This window comes from Paenibacillus sp. J31R120, assembly GCF_056269225.1.
On record NZ_JBWDNN010000007.1, the window covers coordinates 171,505 to 191,207 of the forward strand.

At 47.4% G+C, this 19,703-nt stretch carries 13 protein-coding genes; 6 read left to right on the plus strand and 7 right to left on the minus strand.

Annotated elements, in window-relative coordinates; genetic code table 11:
* On the plus strand, window positions 1-1,629 hold the full coding sequence (locus AC0YNW_RS22635; protein ID WP_475833880.1) for a thiamine pyrophosphate-binding protein: 1,629 nt from the start codon (window positions 1-3) through the stop codon (window positions 1,627-1,629).
* A 2-nt stretch (window positions 1,630-1,631) separates the two neighbouring features.
* The gene (locus AC0YNW_RS22640) at window positions 1,632-2,021 is read left to right on the plus strand and encodes a carboxymuconolactone decarboxylase family protein (RefSeq protein WP_387477096.1); all 390 of its coding nucleotides are present in this window, start codon (window positions 1,632-1,634) and stop codon (window positions 2,019-2,021) included.
* A 561-nt stretch (window positions 2,022-2,582) separates the two neighbouring features.
* Here AC0YNW_RS22640 and AC0YNW_RS22645 read toward each other — a convergent pair.
* Both AC0YNW_RS22645 and AC0YNW_RS22650 read right to left on the minus strand, forming a co-directional pair.
* Window positions 2,583-3,587, minus strand: a complete 1,005-nt coding sequence (locus AC0YNW_RS22645) for a carbohydrate-binding protein (RefSeq protein ID WP_475833881.1) — start codon at window positions 3,585-3,587, stop codon at window positions 2,583-2,585.
* A 1,839-nt stretch (window positions 3,588-5,426) separates the two neighbouring features.
* The gene (locus AC0YNW_RS22650) at window positions 5,427-6,479 is read right to left on the minus strand and encodes a DUF3137 domain-containing protein (RefSeq protein WP_475833882.1); all 1,053 of its coding nucleotides are present in this window, start codon (window positions 6,477-6,479) and stop codon (window positions 5,427-5,429) included.
* A gap of 147 nt (window positions 6,480-6,626) precedes the next feature.
* On the opposite strand from AC0YNW_RS22650, the gene AC0YNW_RS22655 reads away from it, so the two are divergent.
* On the plus strand, window positions 6,627-7,181 hold the full coding sequence (locus tag AC0YNW_RS22655) for a LemA family protein (RefSeq protein WP_475833883.1): 555 nt from the start codon (window positions 6,627-6,629) through the stop codon (window positions 7,179-7,181).
* Between the two features lie 371 nt (window positions 7,182-7,552).
* Here the strand turns inward: AC0YNW_RS22655 and AC0YNW_RS22660 are convergent, their stop codons facing one another.
* Window positions 7,553-9,127, minus strand: coding sequence for an ABC-F family ATP-binding cassette domain-containing protein (locus AC0YNW_RS22660; protein WP_475833884.1), 1,575 nt, complete (start codon window positions 9,125-9,127; stop codon window positions 7,553-7,555).
* On the opposite strand from AC0YNW_RS22660, the gene AC0YNW_RS22665 reads away from it, so the two are divergent.
* Window positions 9,126-9,899 (plus strand): hypothetical protein, encoded by a 774-nt coding sequence (locus AC0YNW_RS22665; RefSeq protein WP_475833885.1) that lies wholly within the window; start codon window positions 9,126-9,128, stop codon window positions 9,897-9,899. The two genes, AC0YNW_RS22660 and AC0YNW_RS22665, sit on opposite strands and share 2 nt — an antisense overlap.
* Window positions 9,900-9,936: 37 nt before the next feature.
* Here the strand turns inward: AC0YNW_RS22665 and AC0YNW_RS22670 are convergent, their stop codons facing one another.
* Entirely contained in the window at window positions 9,937-10,797 is an 861-nt protein-coding gene (locus AC0YNW_RS22670; protein WP_475833886.1) for a S1 family peptidase, read from the minus strand.
* A 234-nt stretch (window positions 10,798-11,031) separates the two neighbouring features.
* Window positions 11,032-12,771, minus strand: coding sequence for an ABC-F family ATP-binding cassette domain-containing protein (locus AC0YNW_RS22675; RefSeq protein WP_475833887.1), 1,740 nt, complete (start codon window positions 12,769-12,771; stop codon window positions 11,032-11,034).
* A 394-nt stretch (window positions 12,772-13,165) separates the two neighbouring features.
* On the opposite strand from AC0YNW_RS22675, the gene AC0YNW_RS22680 reads away from it, so the two are divergent.
* Both AC0YNW_RS22680 and AC0YNW_RS22685 read left to right on the plus strand, forming a co-directional pair.
* Window positions 13,166-14,350, plus strand: a complete 1,185-nt coding sequence (locus AC0YNW_RS22680; RefSeq protein ID WP_475833888.1) for a hypothetical protein — start codon at window positions 13,166-13,168, stop codon at window positions 14,348-14,350.
* Window positions 14,347-17,343: a DEAD/DEAH box helicase gene (locus tag AC0YNW_RS22685; protein WP_475833889.1), complete on the plus strand. Its 2,997-nt coding sequence runs from the start codon at window positions 14,347-14,349 to the stop codon at window positions 17,341-17,343. The genes AC0YNW_RS22680 and AC0YNW_RS22685 overlap by 4 nt, the downstream gene beginning before the upstream one ends.
* Window positions 17,344-17,462: 119 nt before the next feature.
* Here the strand turns inward: AC0YNW_RS22685 and AC0YNW_RS22690 are convergent, their stop codons facing one another.
* Window positions 17,463-18,131, minus strand: a complete 669-nt coding sequence (locus tag AC0YNW_RS22690; RefSeq protein WP_475833931.1) for a DNA alkylation repair protein — start codon at window positions 18,129-18,131, stop codon at window positions 17,463-17,465.
* Window positions 18,132-18,541: 410 nt separating this feature from the next.
* A complete protein-coding gene (locus AC0YNW_RS22695) occupies window positions 18,542-19,669 on the minus strand; it encodes a glycosyltransferase family 2 protein (RefSeq protein ID WP_475833890.1) in 1,128 nt (375 codons plus the stop codon).
* Between the last annotated feature and the right edge of the window lie 34 nt (window positions 19,670-19,703).

The following is a 19,703-nucleotide window of genomic DNA, read 5'->3' on the forward strand; positions in this document are numbered from 1 at the left end:
ATGAAAAAGATTTCCGAGATATTAGCAGTCCATTTTAAAAAATGGGGGATCAACCACGTATTTGGCATACCAGGAAAGCCAGTCACTCCACTCATTCTTGATCTGCATCATAATGGTATCGAGTTCGTGTTGTCCAAGCATGAGACCGGGGCTGGATTCGAGGCAGCCGGCTATGCATTAATGAATAATAAATTGGCCGTTGCGATTGGAACATCTGGCCCAGGCGGTACGAATCTGTTAACGTCTGCCGGTCAGGCCAAAGCCTCTCATCTTCCTGTTTTATTTATTACCGGACATCCCTCTATCCAAGATTCAGGTAAAGCTTTAGGTCAAGACTCAACGATGTTCGGTACAGATCTTGTGAAAATGTTTGAGCCTGTGACAAAGTTTAGCGCCAGAGTGGAGAGAGCGGATACGTTTCAGTCTTATTTTCAGCATGCCATAGAAAAAGCCTGCTCAGGAGTGAAAGGCCCGGTTCATCTATCTATAGCTGCAGACGTTTTGGCTGAACCTATAACTGAGTTTGAAATGGACTTGCCGGAGGTTATCCATCCTGTTGCTCCAAACTTGGATAAGTGTGCAGATTTGATAAACCGTCCTGGCAAAAAAGTTATATTTTTAGGCAAAGGCGTGCATTCGAGCAGGGCATATCGAGAAGTGAAAATGTTAGCCGAGATATTCGATATTCCAGTCATGACCACACCAGGAGGCAAGGGTGTATTTGAGAGTCATCACCATTTATCATTAGGGGCTTTTGGTCTTGGCGGGACTAATGAATCGAGTGCTTACGTCGAATGCGGTATAGATTTGATGATCGTCATTGGAACGAAGCTTTCCGATATGTCCCTTGCCGGTCTGAACGCTTCCAATTTCCCGAAAAACGTCATTCAATTTGATTATGATCAAACGTTTATAGGTAAGTCTATCCCGGCCGAAACCTTGCCCATTGTTGGCGATATTAAAACAAATCTAAATGCATTATTTGATATCCTTCGTTACAAAGAAATAACGAAAATGCCCTTTAATATTCATGATTATAAAGTGACAGAATCCTCTAAGGAAAGCAAATCTCCAATGTCTGCGGTCGAGGCGGTCAAAGTGATGAACGCAGCTTTAGATGAAGATACGATCATTTTTGGCGATGATGGGAGTCATACTTTTTATGCAATAAAATATTATGACATTAAGATGCCCGGCACTTTTTATTTTGATGATGTGTTCGGTACAATGGGACATGCTATCGGGTATTCTATTGGAGCTAAGCTTTCCAATCCCAAAGCTAAAATTGTTTGCTTAACCGGGGACGGATGCACGTTTATGCATGGTACGGAGATTTCTACTGCGGTTAACTACGGAGCTCATGTCATATTTGTCGTATTCAATAATGGGAAGATCGATATGGTTGATACGGGAATGACTCTGAACTTGGGAAAAGCTGTGGGAACCGTTTATAAAACGATGTTAGATGTTCATAAGTTTGCAGAATCCATGGGAGCTCTTTCATTCAAATGCTTCGATGCTGAGGAGCTGGAAGATGCGATAGAGAAAGCAAAACTTGCAAATACAGCGGTTGTTATTGAAGCTATGCTTGATCCAACCGAAATTCCACCGACAACGAAGAGGGGATAAATATGAGCAGAAATACAGAGCATTATAACAAGGGAATTGAAGTTCTGAATGAGATGGTTGGAGAACAAGGTTTAAAACCGATAGAAGCATTCCAAAAGTTTTATCCCGATTTCGCAGACTTCCTAGTTTCATTCGGTTATGGAGAAATCTACTCCAGAGAAGCATTGGATTTCAAACAAAGAGAAACCATCACTCTGACAGCGTTAATTTCACAGGGCGCTTTTGAGCAATTGGGCTTTCATATTCATGCAGCGCTCAATGTAGGGATGAGTCCAAAAGAAATCGTTGAACTCGTCATTCATTGTGCCGCTTATGTTGGTTTCCCAAAAGCATGCAGTGCTATGGTACAAGTCATGAATGTATTTGAGCAGAGAGGTATTAAGGAAATTTAATGCCTTGTTTGCATACACGAATTGATCGGGGCAGATTGAGACTGTACGCGACCTAGTACTGTAACCCATTAAACGACGAAGAAGGCACTCACGAATGAGTGCCTTACTTCATTGTGGAGTCGTTGATCGTATTATTTTAATAAGGCTATCGGTTTGGTGAAATACTGTGAACATCCGAGCGATCAAGGTAAGCCTAAAGTACAAAAACAAGTCGCAGTAACGCTCCCAATAAAAGCGGAAGGGGCTTTCCCTTATTCCGGGAAAGTCCCAAAGTTGAATCATAAATTAACCGCGAGATGGTAATACCCTACGTATATCGTATTTTTGGCCCTGTGCCAAGTCCTCAAATCCAGGGGCTTGCCAACATGAACGCATTCAGACGACTCAGGAAGAACAAATAGCCTCTTTCGCGGGGTTCCAATTTACTTGGTACGGAAAACAACTTAAACGAAATCAATTTAAGCGGGCCATCGAGCCTACCTTCAAGTGATCCTCACTCAGGGAAACAAAGAAAAGACGCCGATTCGCTCAGCGTCTTCCCAGGGCATTTCCCTATTTCACTTAATTCTTACCTCCATAGCCCTTATAAGTTGCGTAAACTGAATCTGCATATTGATTGGCCAGAATAGGACGGCCATAAGAATCTGTTGCTCCCGGATACCAGTTATCTCCTCCGTTATAGCGTAATAAGCCGTTATATATGTTGCCGAATCTAATAATTTTTTCGTTTAAAATCAGTGCACCCAAGTACACCTGATCTTGTTCACTGCTGTGATTATAAGCACGGCCAAATGTTGAGCTGAATTGAGATAAATAAGCGTTACGTGTGTTTGGTTCTACCTGCATCAATCCGTCGCCGGCTGATGGACTACCTGGTAAGCCTGCACCAAAGCTGCTTTCTTTTTTGATCACAGCACTCAGCAATAAAGCAAAATCTCCGCCTTTACCAAATTTATTGTCTGCATTTATTGCATAAGTCCAAATGTGGCTTGGAACTTCGGAAGGCTTTGTTACTGATGGATTTGGTGAACCTGTATAGATCTTAACCGATGACATTTTGTCATTGACCGTGTTGCCAACCCAGGAGGAGCTTGAAGTATAGGTCCATTTTGTTCCGCCAAAATGATCATTCTCATATACTTCAACAGTCCAGCCGCTTGGTACCTTGAGAGAGGACATCCAGTCATTCGGAATTCCTCTTGCGTTCAACTGAGACAGTGTATAATTGCCTATTCCGAGTGTTACTGCTTTTCCACCATAGTTTATATCTGCATAGAATGTCACTCCGTTTGTTGTTGGTGGTGGTGTAGTTCCGCCGCTGCCACCTTTCTGCCATAAAGCAGGAACATTGGATGGTTCCCAACCTACGAGGGAAGTATGTGCTTGAAGACAGGTATAAGTACTTCCGCTATATGTAACTGTATCATTTGCTGCATATGCAGTGTTTGGAGCCCATGCTCCTCTAGCGGCTGCACTTACCGGCGAGACTACGTAAAATGTGGATATGATAAATGCAAAGACTAACATAAGGGATAGGGCTTTAAAAGAAAACTTTTTATTCGTCATTTTAAAACCTCCATATTTTATTTAGCTTACCCAGAGACGAGCCATACTTAAAGTGAAGCTTGAATAGAATCTTGCAATGATATCTTCATTGCTGTAATCAGATTCACGATTAAGCATTCATGGTATATCCCCCTTTTTTTAATTTGTTCAAAGAAATTCAAGTACTCTAAAAGCATAGTTGTTTGTTATATTCAGAATCTGCAATTAATATCAACATATTCAACCGATTATTTTTTATTCCCCTTTAAAAAATCTGCTTAACAAATCACAATTTCGTCCTATTTGTGATACGGTTCAGCTTAACGGGTCTATCGGCGAAAAATGCGCTGCGGCGCATAACTGCCAACCTTTACCCCCACCTGCGGTTCTGATCAAATCTGCTTAATAAGCACGGAAGGCCGTCGAAGTTCTCGGCGGCCTTTGAGTGATTCAACTATTGTTCTCCGTTAGTTGAATGAATTTATATATTGGATTAAGTGTTACGAAAACATCAGTTTCCAAAGTTGCGTTACAACGCTCGGCAAATATTCCTGGGGATGTAAGACAACCACCAGTAATACGCTTAATAATATTGCTGTAATCCACAATAAACATTTGAATGATCTTGATTTGAAATTACGTGTGAATACTAGAAACAATATAAAAAAAGTAATATTAAGAAATACTGTTGCAGGAATGCTCACAATTCTTCCAAGACCTGTATAAGGGAAGAATTCGACTAATAAAAACATAGTTACAATACTCGGAATCATGGCTAGAAAGAGAATAATTAAGGACTTCTTCATATGGTGTTCTCCTAAGGTTACAATACTCTAGAAAACGTTTTGATTAAGATTTATTCGAGAAATCGATTTAACTATCCTGCCCGTAGCTTAACAAAAGTTTCCCGCCGCGCGGTGGCATTCCGGGCTAAGCTCTGCAACGTAGAGCTTACCGAACTACTGCCAAAAACCACGAGAGCGGAAGCAGCGGAGCAAGTTCTCCATAATCCTTTCCTAATCGTTCACCGACGTCAAGTTTGAAACTATCCCACTCCTCCTCTATGCTTTACTCGAATCCGAATATGGGGGATGGCTAATGGAATGGGATGAATTACGGAGCCGCTTTGATAGGCTCTATGTCGCTCAAACATCTGATGCGGGTCTAACCGGGCAATCGATTGACGCTTATCAAGCTGAGTTGATCAAACTATATGATCGCTGGGCTGGCTCAAGAGGGACAAACTTATCTCTATAGCATTCTGCTCCATTAATCCAACTGCTATCTAAAACCCTACCTAAAGCCCGAATTTTTCGCCGTCACTTATGATAAGGCTCAGCTTAACGGGCTATCAGCGAAAAGCCCGCCACGGCGCCATAATCGCCAATCTTTTACCCGATCAACGACCAAGGCTCCATTACATGTACGGAAGCCCGTCGAAGTCATCCGCGGCCCTTTTTGGTAATTCAACTATCGTTCACCGTTAGTTTGGACCAGTCTCTGCCGATTCAATCCGAAGTGCCCGGTTGATCTGTCCCCAGAAATACATGGGAGAGGACGAGGACGAACACCACTTTTTGCAATGTTGAATATACAAATGAATAAGCACTTATCCCAATCATGCTTACTCTGTTGAAAGAACGGATCGGCTCCATTCATCCTTCAAAATAAAGATACAACCCAAAAGCGTTCTATTTCAGACGAGGCTCAGAAGTCTAATGCAGGCTGAGCCCCGATTGATATTGAATCTGATTCCACTTCTGATCCTTGCTTCCTGGCAGGGAACGTACTCGATGTTCCGGCTCGTCTGACGTAAAGCCTTACGTATCGGAATTAGCAGCCGTGTTTGCTTTCTCGGACTTACGGCTGCGCCTGAGTAGGAATGGTTTCCTTGTTCCAGATACGCGTATTAAGATTGAGGAGATCCACAATGTCCAGGATGGAGCGAATTTCGTTGTAGGTGTGAAGAATAGCGTCGTTCTCAAGCTTCTTGATTCCTTTGGCTTCGAAGTAGTCCATGCAGTGAATGGCGATCGTAAGCTTCCCTTCGTGCAGGCAGATGTTCATGCTATTTTTGGAAAAGCGATCGCGGAGCTGCACGAGTCTCTCCAGCATATCGACGGGCAGCAGATAACGGGCGGTCGTCTCGTTGGTCGTCCAAACCCGGAACTGCTTGTCGAAATTATGGCTGATTGTTTTCATAACATCTCCTACGTGATGCAAGTAGTGGCTGATCTTGCCCTTGCGCGATGCGATGACGGTCGTCCCTTCAAAGTTTTTGTGAAAATCCGCGACGAGTACAAGTCCCTCGAACAATGTCGATCTGACCTTGTTTCCGCTCTCGTAATCCCTCTCCTCTTTTTGAGCGCGAATCTCGCACAGCTGGAAGTCGGTTACACCCAACGTTCCTTGGAAATAGTCCTCTCCTTCATACAGGTTGGCTTCACTCAAGCTGTCGAATATAGGGATTTCCAGCAGTTTACTTTTCGAAATACAGCCATTCGCTTCGAAGCGGCAGTCGAAACGGCTGCCTTTGAGCTCGGGAGGATAGGTGGACTTACCCACCATATTGGCAACCATGGGAGGCACAATCATTTCCTTATAGATGCGGCTGTATTTTTTGAGCGTTTTGCGGAAGGCCTGGCGAATGTAAATAGGAGAACAGATGAGGACAAGGAAACCGAACAGGAAGAGGTAAAAGGGGCCCTCGAATTCCTCGTCGGTTCCGCTACCGGCTGTGCTGGAGTCCCCGAACGAATACCACATCATGCCGAGTCCGATTGCCGCTATGGCAAGTCCGATCACGACATGCCAGCCCCGCCTGAGGATGGTGCGGTTACGATGATGACGCAGTCGCTCCCATGCTTGGAGCGCGGATATGTTCTTGGTAACTTCTTCATAGGAAGGAAGCATGATTGTGCAGGCCTTCTTTCGTTATGGTAGTAGTAGGTCTTTAAATAGACTTATTCGACAATACAAGCAAAATTTCCTTGTTATTCCTCAAAATTCATACTACAATAGTCCTATATTTAGTTGAATAAGATCATGGGGGAGAAGTTCATGGTTTGGGCTATCATCATTGTTGTCATGGTTGCTTTGTACATCATCTTCAAATACAATAGCCTGCTCGGCATGCGCAACAGAATTAAAGAAACTTCCGCTGCGATCGACGTCTACATGCAGCAGCGATACGACGCGCTGCTTAAGGTCGCGAAAACGGTAGTGGAATACGCCAAATACGAAGAAAGCACGTTGAAGGAGATTACCCGGATGAGAGCGGCAGCCGCGAACGCGGGCTGGAACGAAAAACTGCGGGCGATGGACGAGCTGACCGGCAAGCTGGGTGCCATTGTGGCGATCGGGGAAGAATATCCGCAATTGCAGGCCAGCGGCAACTATCTGCATCTTCAGCATACCGCAGCCGATTTGGAGGAGAAACTGTCCGCATGCCGGAGAACCTACAATGCCAACGTGGTTGCGTTCAACACGGCGATCGCATCCTTCCCAGCCAACCTGATATCGGGATTACTCGGCTTCAAGGAACAGAGCTTGTATGAAGTCGAGGAGTCGAAGAAAGCAGACCTGAATATGAAGGAAGTTCTCCAACGTTCCTAATAGAACAAGAGCCGCGATTCGGATAACGAGTTGCGGCTCTTGTTGTATAAAAGTCGAGTTCAAACAAGATCGTGGATGTCAGTTGGCTGGCTAGTCCATGAAGTCGTATTAACCTCGGAGAAGGTTGTGTTTAAGAGGCAACTTAGTCTTCTAGCAGCCCTAAACGAGCCTTTCATGCCTTATTCAAACGAAACCTTACCTTGCTTCAAAAATGCCGTTTTCTGTATCAATTAAAAGTTAACGAAAAAAATTTATCGTTACTTGTGGTACGGTTCAACATATCTCTCTAACGGCGAATTTTAAGGCACCCAATTGGGTGCCCTTGCTTTGTAACATGTACGCTGAGAGGTACCCCAGAGAACCATTCTCCCTTATAAGCTTTGTTCGGTCACTCCCGTTACCGGATCGAAGGTCAGCATCTTCGTCCCTATCTTATCGATGAAGAAGCGATCATGACTTACCGTAATAACGGCGCCGGGAAAATGGATTAGAGCTTGCTCCATGACCTGAATACTCATGAGATCCAGATGGTTGGTAGGCTCGTCTAAGATGATAACCGCCGCACCCGATAGAAGACACTTGGCCAGCGCCACCCGAGCCTTCTGTCCGCCGGACAGATTGCCGATCACCTTGCTCAGATCCGCCTCCGAGAATTGCAGCATCGATAGAAATTTGGCCACCTTTTTGCGCGGGGCGTCCAGTCCCAATCCATACGTATTCACCGCGTGGCTAACGGTATCCTTGGGATCAAGCTCCTCCCACATCCGGTTAAAGTAGGCGTAGCTAACGCCCTTCTCCCAGATAACCTCTCCTGACTCCGGCTTCTCCGCCCCGGTAAGCGTCTTGATGAGCGTGGACTTCCCGCTTCCGTTCGGCCCCGCGATGACCAAGCGATCTTCCTTCTGAATATCGAAGCTAATGTTTTCGAAGATCTGCCTGCCCTCGTAGGTCTGTCCGATCTTCTTCACTTCGCATAGCTTGTCCGGGAAACGCAGTCTCTCGTAAATATCGGTAATCAGTACATTAACGGGATGCGGCTCGATCCGCTTCTTGTTATCCGCCAGCTTCCGCGAGAGACGGTCCTTGGAGGTGGATTTCCTGCTCGCGCGGTCATCGATCGCCTCGGACTCCATGAGCAGCAGCTCTTCCTCCCATTCGAACTGACGGTCCAGCTCCTTCTTGCGCATCTTCTTCTTACGGACGTAATCGGTGTAGTTGCCTTCGTATTCCTGAAAATGATAATTCTCGATCTCAATCGTACGCGTGACGACCTTGTCGATGAATTGCCGGTCATGCGACACCAGAATCATGGCTCCCTTGAACCGGTACAGCCACTGCTCCAGCCATGCAATGCCTTCCATATCCAAGTAATTCGTAGGCTCGTCGAGCAGAACGACATCGGGCAGCTCTATGAGTAACTTCGCGAGCGCCGCACGGTTACGCCATCCCCCGGACAACTCATCGATCGGCTGATTGCGAGATCTGTCGTTGAACCCTAGCTTCGTGAGCACTGTGTTAATCTCGACGGACACGTTCCAGCCATCGAGATGATCCATTTGCTCGAATAACTCCGCCTGCCTTGCTAGCAACCTCTCCATTTCGTTATCGTCTGTAACCAAGCCCAGCTTATCTCCTACCTCTTGTAGCTCTCGTTCGATAAGGGCAACCTGCTCGAAGCACATCTCCAGTTCTTGCTGAACGGACAAGCTTCCGCTCAATTCCGAGAATTGAGAGAAGTATCCGATTTTCAACTGAGGATTTATTTCTACTCTGCCGGAAGTCGGCTCTTCCTTCCCCATGATGAGCTTAAATACCGTCGACTTGCCGGCACCGTTTCGTCCGATCAGGCCGATACGTTCCCCTTGCATAACTCGAAAATAAATATCGCGAAAAATCATGGACTCTTCATACTTCTTCGTGACGTTCTCCAAACGTATTACGCTCATGGTTATCAAGCCCCTTTATTATGAATCTAGTTGCTATGTCCAAACCTTCTTAATCCTTTTCCATAAACTAATAAAAAAGGAGATGAGGTCAATTAACAATAATCGTCGCATTTTGAGCATAAAAGGGAAAGGAAGTATAAAAAAGAATCGCCCTATATGCAAAGATGAAGTAACAATAGGATCGACACACCAAGAGTGTATTGAACGTGCCTATCGTTTTCCCGTATTTCTAAGCACGACAACTCATTTAAACGATAAGCAACAAGAGTTTCTAAACCGTCTAATTTTTGAGATTGAGAATGCTTTGCTATTTCCGCGTACATTACCTTTAAGCGAAAGTTATCCCGAATCCATTTTAACCGATATTCGTCGGTTAGTTTCATCAAGCTATGGAATGTTGGCAGTAAACCTTCGTCGTTTTAAAATTCAGACCGTCGAGCTCAATGCACAAACCAATCCACCAACACCCCTGCCATCCCCTGCGTTTTGGGAAGGATCCGTTTATTCGCAAGTGGAACCCTCAATGGCTTTTCAATTTGGTCTGCCCTTATTATTAGTCAGGGAAGAAGATACTGACCTCAATAATGGCATTTGGGCAGGAGGAATTGCCCCACTCAACCTATTTATAGTTTGGCATTCTGATACTCAAACGGTCGATCAATTCTTTAGCACTTCTGAATGGAGGACAGCCTTTGCCAATTGGAGCGCGCAAGTAAGAAATGCATTTTATATTCAGACAGAGCCTGCGTTCAAGTACAGATGTGAATCGTAAACCGATACTTTAGCATGATGTCGAAAATATAAAGTTTTTATTCTGCTTGCGGCAGCGAAGTCCGCAGCAGGGTCTCCATGTCGGCCATCGGTACGGCCAAACCGGCCTCTATCATTTGGTCTTGATGCCCGACAACGGCAGTGGCGAATACAACGGCGATGGCTTTGCCACGCTTGTTAATGACGGGAGAGCCGCTATTGCCGTTATAGACCGGCGCATCAAGAGCCATGACCGGCGTCTGGCGGCCTTGGATCGGGACCAAGCCAATAATAGCGCCTTCGATGGCGATTTGCGTGAAATGAAGCGGATTGCCAATCACGTAGATTTGTTCATCAGGCTCCCACTGCTTGTTGTCTCGCTCGACTTCAATAAACGGCAGCTGTTGATCCCCGATGTCCACCTTCAGTATGGCGATATCCAGATCGGGATCACTGCCCGACAGCTCCGCTTTATAGCTCTGACTTTGCTCCGGGAATGTCACTATAATATAGCCGTTATCTTCGATGACGTGATAGTTGGTCACAATGTAGCCGCCGTTAATGTGGAATCCGGTGCCCTTGCCGTTATCCGTGTGGACGGTAACAACCGCTTCTTTATAGCTTTGGATTTCAGCTTGGCTGGATAATTCCTTCGACCCGAACAAGAGGGGGAGCGTCTTCATGTTGTAGAATTGCGGCAAGAAGGCCACTATATTGACGGCTAGAGCGGCCACGAGCAGGAATATGATCATATTTCTGATCCACTTCCGTCGGCTGGTTGATGAACCCCCTTCGTCGTCCTCCTCTTCCGACTCAAAGTCCCACTCCTCGTCTGTATACGAGTGGTCATTCTCATGTTCCTGCTTATCTTCGGAATTAGAAAGAGAATTCTCTTTGTTTCGATTCGGGTTATTTTCCATGCGCATCCCTCCATACTCGCCGTAATCTTTTCCCGTTATTGTATCATCAAACTGCCTATAATTGGGGGGATATGGCGGCAACGTCCTGCGTCGCATGGAATACATGATCCGTGCAAAGGAGAATTCAAACAAACCACTTCCGGGAATGGAGTGGTTTGTTTGGGTTACTACGTTGATATTGTTTCACCATCATCATGTTTTATTGCGGACTGGCTTCACTTCGAGGGTTGTCATTTAAAGCCATTTAATCAGCTCTTCCAGCTCATCTACCAATCCTTTTGCAAGTTCAAAATCAGTGTTTTTCAGAGCCAATTCTATTTTCATTTCAACTGATTTTTTCTTTTGTTCCGCTTCTAAATAATCTTTATCAAAATGACTATCATAAATCATCCCTCTAAACGTTGGCAAAGTCATTTTTCTAATCGTCTTATCGTCAATAATTAAAACATAATCCATTCCATTTACAACAGAATAGAAATCATGAGAAATCATGAGAATCGCACCTTTATATTCTTCAATGGCTTTCTCCAGTGCTAGTTGTGTATAGGTATCTAAATGGCTTGTCGGTTCATCAAGAAGTAATACGTTTGCTTTACTGGCAGAAACCTTAGCCAGTTGAAGTAAATTTTTTTCTCCACCAGATAGAGATTCTATCTTTTGACCAAGGGTTTCTCCTTCAAAGCCATAGCTTGAAAGATACAATCCGATCTCATCGTAAGTTTTAAACCCTGCATCGATAAATTCTTCTAATATTGTATTAGCGTCCTTTAGCATTTCACCTTGAAACTGAGATAAATAAGCTACTTTAACATCAGCATTGATTTCAATTGAAGGATGATTATTTTTGAAAACATCTCGAAGTAAAGTCGTTTTCCCGGTACCGTTTGCACCGATAATAGCTACTTTATCCGTAGATTTTATCTCAAAATTAATATTGTCTAGCAGCGGCTCATCAAAGCCAACACTATAATTATGGACACTTACAACAATAGTGTCTTCCATTTCATGATCCATACCAAAACGGATATTCGGTTGTTTAATTTCAACGAATGGCGCTTTAATTCGACGCGCTTCCAGTCTTTCTTGAAATCTAACTCTAGCTTTTAACGCTCTCCCTCTTGAAGCGTCTGAATTATAAGTTGCGATAAATCTAAGATTGTTGATGATCGTATCGTTTCTCTCGATCTCCTCTTGTTCAGCAACCGCGAGTTCTTGCAGCTCAATTTTTGTCTGAAGCAATGAGAAGTTATACTCGATATATCGCCCATCAAACTCCTGGATCTCCCTATTTTCAAGGTGGATAATTTTGTTGAAACAATGATTCAATAGATAGCGGTTGTGCGTAACAACCAGCAGTATGCCTTTGTACGAATTAATAAGTTTTTTAAGCGCATTTAGGTTTTCGAAGTCCAGAAACACATCGGGCTCGTCCATAATCATTAAGTCGGGACGATTAAGCATTTCCTTCATCACTTGAATAAGTTTGAATTCCCCGCCGCTCAGATCGGCTACCTTACTATCTCTTCGCTTCATAAGGTTTGCTAAGTTTAGCTGCTTATGAATGTTACTTTCAAAATCATCCCCGCCAATAGCATCCAATGCGTCTAAAGCGAATTGATACCTTTCCAGTAACGGTTCTATATCTGTTGAGGTTTCCATTTCCGTGCAAATCGATTGAATTTCATGTTGAAGCTTGATAAATGGTTCTCCTATATATTCAAAAACGGTTATTTCTTTCGCGTTGTCAAGCTCTGGGAACTGACTCACATATCCAATCGTGCAATCGGGGTCCATCTCTAATTTCCCGTCATAAAGATATCTTTCCGGGTCCATCAGTATATCTATTAACGTACTTTTCCCACTGCCGCTTGTCCCGATAAAAGCGCAATGCTGTGCCTCTTCTAACGTAAATGAAATGTTGTTATATAGTTCTTTTTGCGGAAACGAGAAGGATAAGTTATCGACTTTTATCATAGTATTACCTTTCTTTATAACTAGGGCGTGTCTGAGAACTCAGAGGGCAGCAAATTTTGCCGAATTTTCGTTCCATGCAAGGCGCGTTTGTGAAGGCGTACCGGGGGTACGTCAAGCAAACGGAACGAAGCAGGGGGCGAAAAGGCGGTGAAAGGTGCCACTGAACGGGTTTTCAGACACGACCTAAAATAATGGCTATTGTTAGATGTATGGCAAACCATAGATTTTGAGTTTGCCGCTGTTAGAGTAACACGGTTTACAACCAACTTCAATCCCATTATATTGGGTCCTAGATCAATGGTCTTTGGGCTGTATGCCGTCGTGACCATTTATCGTTATAATGAAAGAACGGATTTATGAGCGGCCAAAGCTCCAGAAAGGAATAACTGCCATCATGACGAAAATGAATTCAAATTCACCGATCGGGCTGAGCGTTGTCCAGTGGCAGGATCTAATCGCCAGCTGCGCCCGGCAAGCGGCGAACACCCCGTACGAAATAAATTATGGCACCGAGGTCCGCGCCATGGTGCGCCCCTTCATGTCGGAGTTCACACCCGAGGAAGCCTGGCTGTTCGAACTGAACGTCGGCCTGTTCTTGCTCCGCAAGCAATTGACCGGTCGCCACCCCGGCTACTTCGCCCAGATGGCGGCATCCGAGACGCTACATGCCATCGAGAGTCAACTCCATAACGACTTGCCGCCAGAGATCGCGGTCAAGCAACAGGGGCGACTACTAGAGACGGCTGCATATATTCGTGATACGGCAACCGTGAATGCATGGTCCCCTCCAGCCTATCTGGATATCTACGTGGAGCTGTGGCTGATCCTGGTATCATCCGCTGCGGACAGTCCCCGTCTCTTCCAGGAGGAGCTAGCGCATTTGGCCGAGGGATCCGGCAAGGAAAATAAGCTCTTCCCACTCGTCGCCCTCGCCTGGATGCGCTTCTGGCTGGGGGAGGATCAAGAGGCTTGGCGGCAGCTGGATGCGGCAGAGCGGCATGGACTCGAGCCCGGGCAGGTATTTCGTTTCCTGCGCCAGCTGGAGGGGAATGACGAATGGACCCGGCTTGAAGCCTGGCTAAGCCATTGCGTGAACAAGCAAGTTGGGCGCAGTCCCGGCAGCCTTGGTGAATATGGTCACTATTGGGATGCCGTCGTCAAGCGACTGCCGGAGGCCGAGGAACGAATGTGGAGCGCGATTGCGAGCCTGCCTCCCTACTGCAGCAGCTTGTACGAGGAGAAACTGATGCACTATGGCCGCTTCCGGCAGTGGATCGACTATCAGCTTAGCCTCGGCAGCGATCCGCTCGACTTTCGAGCGAAGGATCTGCAGCCCATCGAGAAGGAGGCACCGGAAGCGCTGCTGCCTTTTTACCACCAAGGCGTGGAGAAATACGTGTTGTTAAAAAACCGCGACGGCTATAAGCGGGCGGTCAAGCTGCTCAAACGGCTGGCCAAGCTGTACAAGAAGCTGAAGCGTGAGCAGCGGTGGGAGGCGTACATCGAGACATTTGCCAGCCGGTATAGCCGATTGCGGGCCCTCCAGGAAGAGCTGCGGAGGGGAGGACTAATGCCATGACGAAGACGACTACTTATAACCTGGATACCATCGCGGTTCGAATGGTGCTGACGTCGCATGGCGACGCGTTGTTCTTCGCGGACCCGGATTCGCTGCGGGAGTGGACCGGACCCCAGCTGAAGCATCGCCTGTTCGCCTGGCATGAACCGTCCTTCTATGGCACCGAGCTTGCGCTCGTCAAAGTCGGGGAGCTCGAGGCCGTCGTGCTGCCCGCCGAAGATGTCATTGCCTTCTTCACCTCAGGGCTTCTCCCGGCGCATATCGAGTGGAAGTGGGAGGACGATGCCGCGCGCTTGGCCGCATTGGCGCCGCTCTTGGGCGAGTGCCTGGAGAAAGGGCTGTACGCGCCCGACCTTGCGGCTTACCGCAGAGGCTCCCTGCGCTGGAGTTGGGATGCGGCTGCGGTCTGCGCTGCCTTTGGACAGGCGCGCCGCGACGAACTGGACCTGAAGCGCGGCAGCTGGAGCGATGAGGCTCGCGCTGGGCTAATGGCGGCCTTCTCGGCGGCCGTAACGAGCCGCTTCTACGGTACGGAGCCGGACGAGGCAGATCTGCGCCGGGAGTTCCCGGCTCTGTTCGCGCGCGAGAACGCGGTGGCCGCTACGGCGGGACTCGACGACGAGACCTGGCTTGTGCAGATCGGCTGGAGGGCTGATGTCGCGCCGTTCCGCCCCCTGCTGCAGCTAATGGAACCGTGGGAGGGCGACGAGCACTCCCGCTGGCGGCTGCGGCTCGTACTGCAGGACAAGAGCGATCCGGCTAAGCTCCGAAGAGTGCGGCTCGGCGACGACGGCTCGGTAGCAGGCAAGTGGCCCGACGTATGGGCGGAAGCTATTCGGAGCCGTTCGGACGGTTGGCTGCAACGGCTGCGGGTTAGCCTTCCGCACGATCGGCTGTCGCGCGGCGAGGACGTGCTCGGCAAGCCGCTTGACGACGAGGCGGCCTGGCGGTTCCTGAACGAGGACAGCCGCCGGCTGCTCGAAGCCGGGTGGCAGGTCCTGCTGCCCGCATGGTGGGAAGCCGCAAGCCGCAAGAAGCCACGGCTGCGCGCAGCGGTGCAGTCGGAGGACAAGTCCAAAAAACGAGGCGGCGGCAAGTCTTTGTTTGGTCTGGATGCGATTATGAGCTTCAACTGGCGCATCTCCATCGGCGACGCCGACCTGAACGAGGAGGAGTTCGACGAGCTGCTTGCGCGAGGGGAGCGTCTCGTGAAGTTCCGGGACCGCTGGATCGTGCTCGACCCGGCGTTGATCGCCCAGATCCGCCGCATGATGGAAGGCATGGACAAGAGCCAGGGATTAAGCTTCCAGGATGTGCTGCAATTGCATCTGCTCTCTCAGGGCGAGACGGATGGCGGGGCGACGGACGCCAGCGCGGAGACATTCGGGGCCGATGCCGCCCGCGTTGAGCTCGAAGTCGAGCTTAACGCGCATCTGACCGGGCTATTCGCCAAGATTAATCAGCAGAGCGAATGGCCTCGGCTCGATCCCCCGGCCGGTCTGCGTGCCGAGCTGCGCAGCTACCAGCAGGACGGGTTCGCCTGGCTGGCTTTTCTCCGCCGCTTCGGGCTCGGGGCCTGTCTCGCGGACGACATGGGCCTCGGCAAGACGGTTCAGTTGATTGCCTACCTACTGCACGCCAAGGAGCAGGCAGACGATGGGCTTCGGCTCCCTTCGCTGATCGTCTGCCCCACGTCGGTACTCGGCAACTGGCAGAAGGAAATTTCCCGCTTTGCCCCATCGCTGCAGGTGGCCATGCATTACGGCTCCGGGCGTAAGAGCGGCGACGCGTTCCGGAACGAGGCACGCAGCGTTGACGTCGTGCTGACCTCCTTTGCTACCGCCTCGCTCGACCAGGAAACGCTGGCCGCTTTCGAGTGGGGAGCCGTCTGTTTGGATGAAGCACAGAATATCAAAAACGCCGGGACCAGGCAGGCCGCGGCGGTCAAGAGCTTTCCCGCGCTCCATCGCATTGCGCTCACCGGAACGCCGATCGAGAATCGGCTGGCGGAGCTATGGTCGATCTACGATTTTACCGTGCCCACTTACCTCGGGACCGCCAAGGCATTTCAGGACCGCTTCGCTACCCCGATCGAGCGCGAACAGGACGGGCGTCGAACGGCTGAGCTAAAGCGGCTAGTGAAACCTTTCATGCTGCGGCGCAAAAAGAAGGATCCCGCCATCCAGCTCGACCTGCCGGACAAAAACGAGATGAAGACGTATGTTCCGCTTACCTCCGAGCAAGCTGCCTTGTACGACAATTGTGTCAAGGAGCTTCTCGAGAAGCTGAAGAAGCTCGACGGCATCCAGCGCAAAGGCGCGATTCTCGGAGCGCTGACACGTCTCAAGCAGGCATGCAACCATCCGGCTCTACTAGATGAGGATACGGGAACGGTGCTGGGGGATGGCCCACTACATACGGAGGCGATCGTCGCCCGCTCCTCCAAGCTCGAGAGGCTACTAGCGATGGTCAAGGAGTTGCGCGAGGCGGACGAGCGCTGCCTCATCTTCACGCAATACATTGGCATGGGCAAAATGATTCAGGATGTCCTGCAGCGCGAACTGGGCGAACCTGTGTTGTACTTGAACGGCAGCACGCCGAAGGTGCAGCGGGACCGAATGGTCGAACGGTTCCAGTCGCGCGACCTTCCGTCGTCCGAGCAGCCGAACGTGTTCATCCTCTCCCTCAAGGCAGGAGGCGTCGGGCTTAACTTAACCGCGGCGAACCATGTCTTCCACTTCGACCGCTGGTGGAACCCGGCCGTCGAGAACCAGGCGACCGACCGCGCTTACCGGATGGGCCAGACGCGCGACGTGCAGGTGCATAAATTCATCTCGCTCGGTACCCTTGAGGAACGCATCGACGAGATGCTGGAGAACAAGCAGCAGCTAAGCGACAACGTGATCTCCAGCTCGGAGGGCTGGATTACCGAGCTGTCGACGGATGCGCTAAGGGAAATGTTCTCGCTGCGGCGGGACTGGTCGCGCGATTAAGCGGGATTTGGGCAACCACTGCGACAGACGAAAACTTTGTTACGGATAAAACTTTTGAAATTACCCTCCAAGCAAAAAGGATCTGGAAGTTTACTTTCAGATCTTTTGTTCAGGGGTAACTAATTATTATTTCGTTTGTTAACTTCAATCGCAATGAACTCCGGCAAATAATTGGGGGTACAGCCCTTTGATACCATTTCATCTTTATAAAGACCCGTTTTCTCACCAAGTTTAATACAACGTGCACGATTCTTTTCATCATAAACGCCTATCCAGCCTGCGAGGAAATTCATAGCCCATTGAACTTCCGGTTCTTCCTGCGTAATATTAGCTTCTAATGTAGATAGTAAGTCTGCGGTGTTATCAGGCGGTGTTTGTCCAGTCCATCTCAATCGCGCTTGATAATACCAGAAAGCCCGCCTATGAAGAGCAGAAGGGCTATTTTCCCATGACTCCATCCATGCAATTGTCTTCTTGTCTTTGGTGAGCTGATTAGCCATTAACCAATCCATTAAGTTATTTCGCTCATCAAAAGTGTGAGTCTGCATATCCTTATCAAGCTCATTTAGAACTTCTTGTGAAAGAAGTTTTTTATCCATAATTAAGATTGCTAATAGTCTTGGCAAAAACTCTTCGGTTGACCAAAGTTCCATAGCTAGTTCGTGATCTTTTTTAATGTCCTTCGCGATTTTTCGTAAGTCACCTAGCTTAGTTTTACTATTGATCTGTGGTAGAATGTTTTCTGCTTTTGAAGAGCGTTTCGATTCTGTACTTTTATTCTTATTTATTTGACACAACTCCTTTATTAAGGCACTGTTTCATAATATATCCTTGGCGTAATATATCAATAACTTAATTTCGTTATAAGTCTTATTACATACAATTTTAAAAGGAGCGATTCATTTCGTCGTTACTTATGGTACGGTTCACCGTAACATCTATAAGGCGAAATCTAAAAAATGATATCATAGCCCCGGCGTACGGACGCGGTTCCGGAAGTCCGCTCATTGCGATATCGGCAGGTTCTAATAAAAAATACCGTGTGAGAAACAGGAAGGGCGATCCCTGAATTTCACACGGCGCGTGGTATGACTTTTTAGCCCTGTCACCCGAGGACCTTTCTTAGTATAGTTTATTGTCCCGCTGAGCCTCCCTGCCCAGTGCACATACTTTTATTTTCTTTCTTGGTTGACTGTCACTATGAAAATGCCATAATTATCTCTTCCGCAATGTCATATGCCGCACTTTCTTCATCCATATGCTCTGGACGTTTTATTGCGATGGTAGGTTGAGAAACCCCCTCGGTTACGCAGTCGCTAAAACGAATGACATAATTGGAAACCTCTATATTGTCGACGATTTGATCGTTATATAGGACAGCCTTGTCTATTGCTTGTGCAAGCAAATGGTTATCACGCTCTGTATAAAAACTGCATTCGGTTAATGGATAAAGCTGGGGGAAAAGATTTAACACATATTCCTTTAACTTACATAGTTGTTCAAGCACTTTCTCTTGCTTACTATTCCCGAATCTACGATAGGTAAACCGTAACTGTGCCATACACATTTTTTTATAGCTATCTGTAAAATCATCATATAACTTAGATGAGCGAAGGAAACTGCCCAATAAATCTAACGCCCTAATTAGTTCACCAATATTATAAGCGTTCTCAGAGAGGCTACCATTACGGTTTCTGTAATAATTGATAAGCGGCAAGGGGATATAGACGATTTGATTGGCAATTGCCGCCATAAAAGGCACAATAGATAGATCCTCAAAAAATTTCAAATCAGGAAATCTTATCTTGTTAAACAGCTCTCTTTTGTATATTTTCCCCCAAATAAATGTCCTTACGGTATTAAAAATACTTTTCGTCTTGCTCGCGCTTGCTGTCTTTCCATAAAATCTAATTCTTGATACTTCCTTTTCGGCAGTTTCATTATCCACATAGTTTATATCACAAAGCCCTATATCCGAACCAGTCATAAGCATCTCCGTCAGTACCTGTTTAACGAACCCCGGTTCCATACTATCGTCTGAATCTAGAAAGGTTACGTATTCACTTGTCGCACAATCTATTCCGGCATTGCGAGCAATAGCTGCGCCTTGATTCATCTGATATATATACTGAAACCGGCAATCCTGACGTACATATTCCTCACAAATTGATTTACTTCTATCTGTCGACCCGTCATCAATAAGCAATACTTCCAAGCAGGCGTGCGTTTGATTCATTACAGAATCAAGACAGCGGCGAAGATACTGTTCGGCATTATGGATAGGAATAATAATCGAAACTTGCGTACGCTGTCGTAAATCCTCCATATCAAATCTTACACTCCTCTTCGGTATCAACTGA

Coding starts and splice junctions, on each gene's coding strand:
- AC0YNW_RS22650 (WP_475833882.1), bottom strand. CDS start 6,479: ATGCTTCCTTCCTATGAAGAAGTTACCAAGAACATATCCGCGCTCCAA.
- AC0YNW_RS22680 (WP_475833888.1), top strand. CDS start 13,166: ATGACGAAAATGAATTCAAATTCACCGATCGGGCTGAGCGTTGTCCAG.
- AC0YNW_RS22635 (WP_475833880.1), top strand. CDS start 1: ATGAAAAAGATTTCCGAGATATTAGCAGTCCATTTTAAAAAATGGGGG.
- AC0YNW_RS22640 (WP_387477096.1), top strand. CDS start 1,632: ATGAGCAGAAATACAGAGCATTATAACAAGGGAATTGAAGTTCTGAAT.
- AC0YNW_RS22645 (WP_475833881.1), bottom strand. CDS start 3,587: ATGACGAATAAAAAGTTTTCTTTTAAAGCCCTATCCCTTATGTTAGTC.
- AC0YNW_RS22685 (WP_475833889.1), top strand. CDS start 14,347: ATGACGAAGACGACTACTTATAACCTGGATACCATCGCGGTTCGAATG.
- AC0YNW_RS22695 (WP_475833890.1), bottom strand. CDS start 19,669: ATGGAGGATTTACGACAGCGTACGCAAGTTTCGATTATTATTCCTATC.
- AC0YNW_RS22670 (WP_475833886.1), bottom strand. CDS start 10,797: ATGGAAAATAACCCGAATCGAAACAAAGAGAATTCTCTTTCTAATTCC.
- AC0YNW_RS22665 (WP_475833885.1), top strand. CDS start 9,126: ATGGTTATCAAGCCCCTTTATTATGAATCTAGTTGCTATGTCCAAACC.
- AC0YNW_RS22655 (WP_475833883.1), top strand. CDS start 6,627: ATGGTTTGGGCTATCATCATTGTTGTCATGGTTGCTTTGTACATCATC.
- AC0YNW_RS22660 (WP_475833884.1), bottom strand. CDS start 9,127: ATGAGCGTAATACGTTTGGAGAACGTCACGAAGAAGTATGAAGAGTCC.
- AC0YNW_RS22675 (WP_475833887.1), bottom strand. CDS start 12,771: ATGATAAAAGTCGATAACTTATCCTTCTCGTTTCCGCAAAAAGAACTA.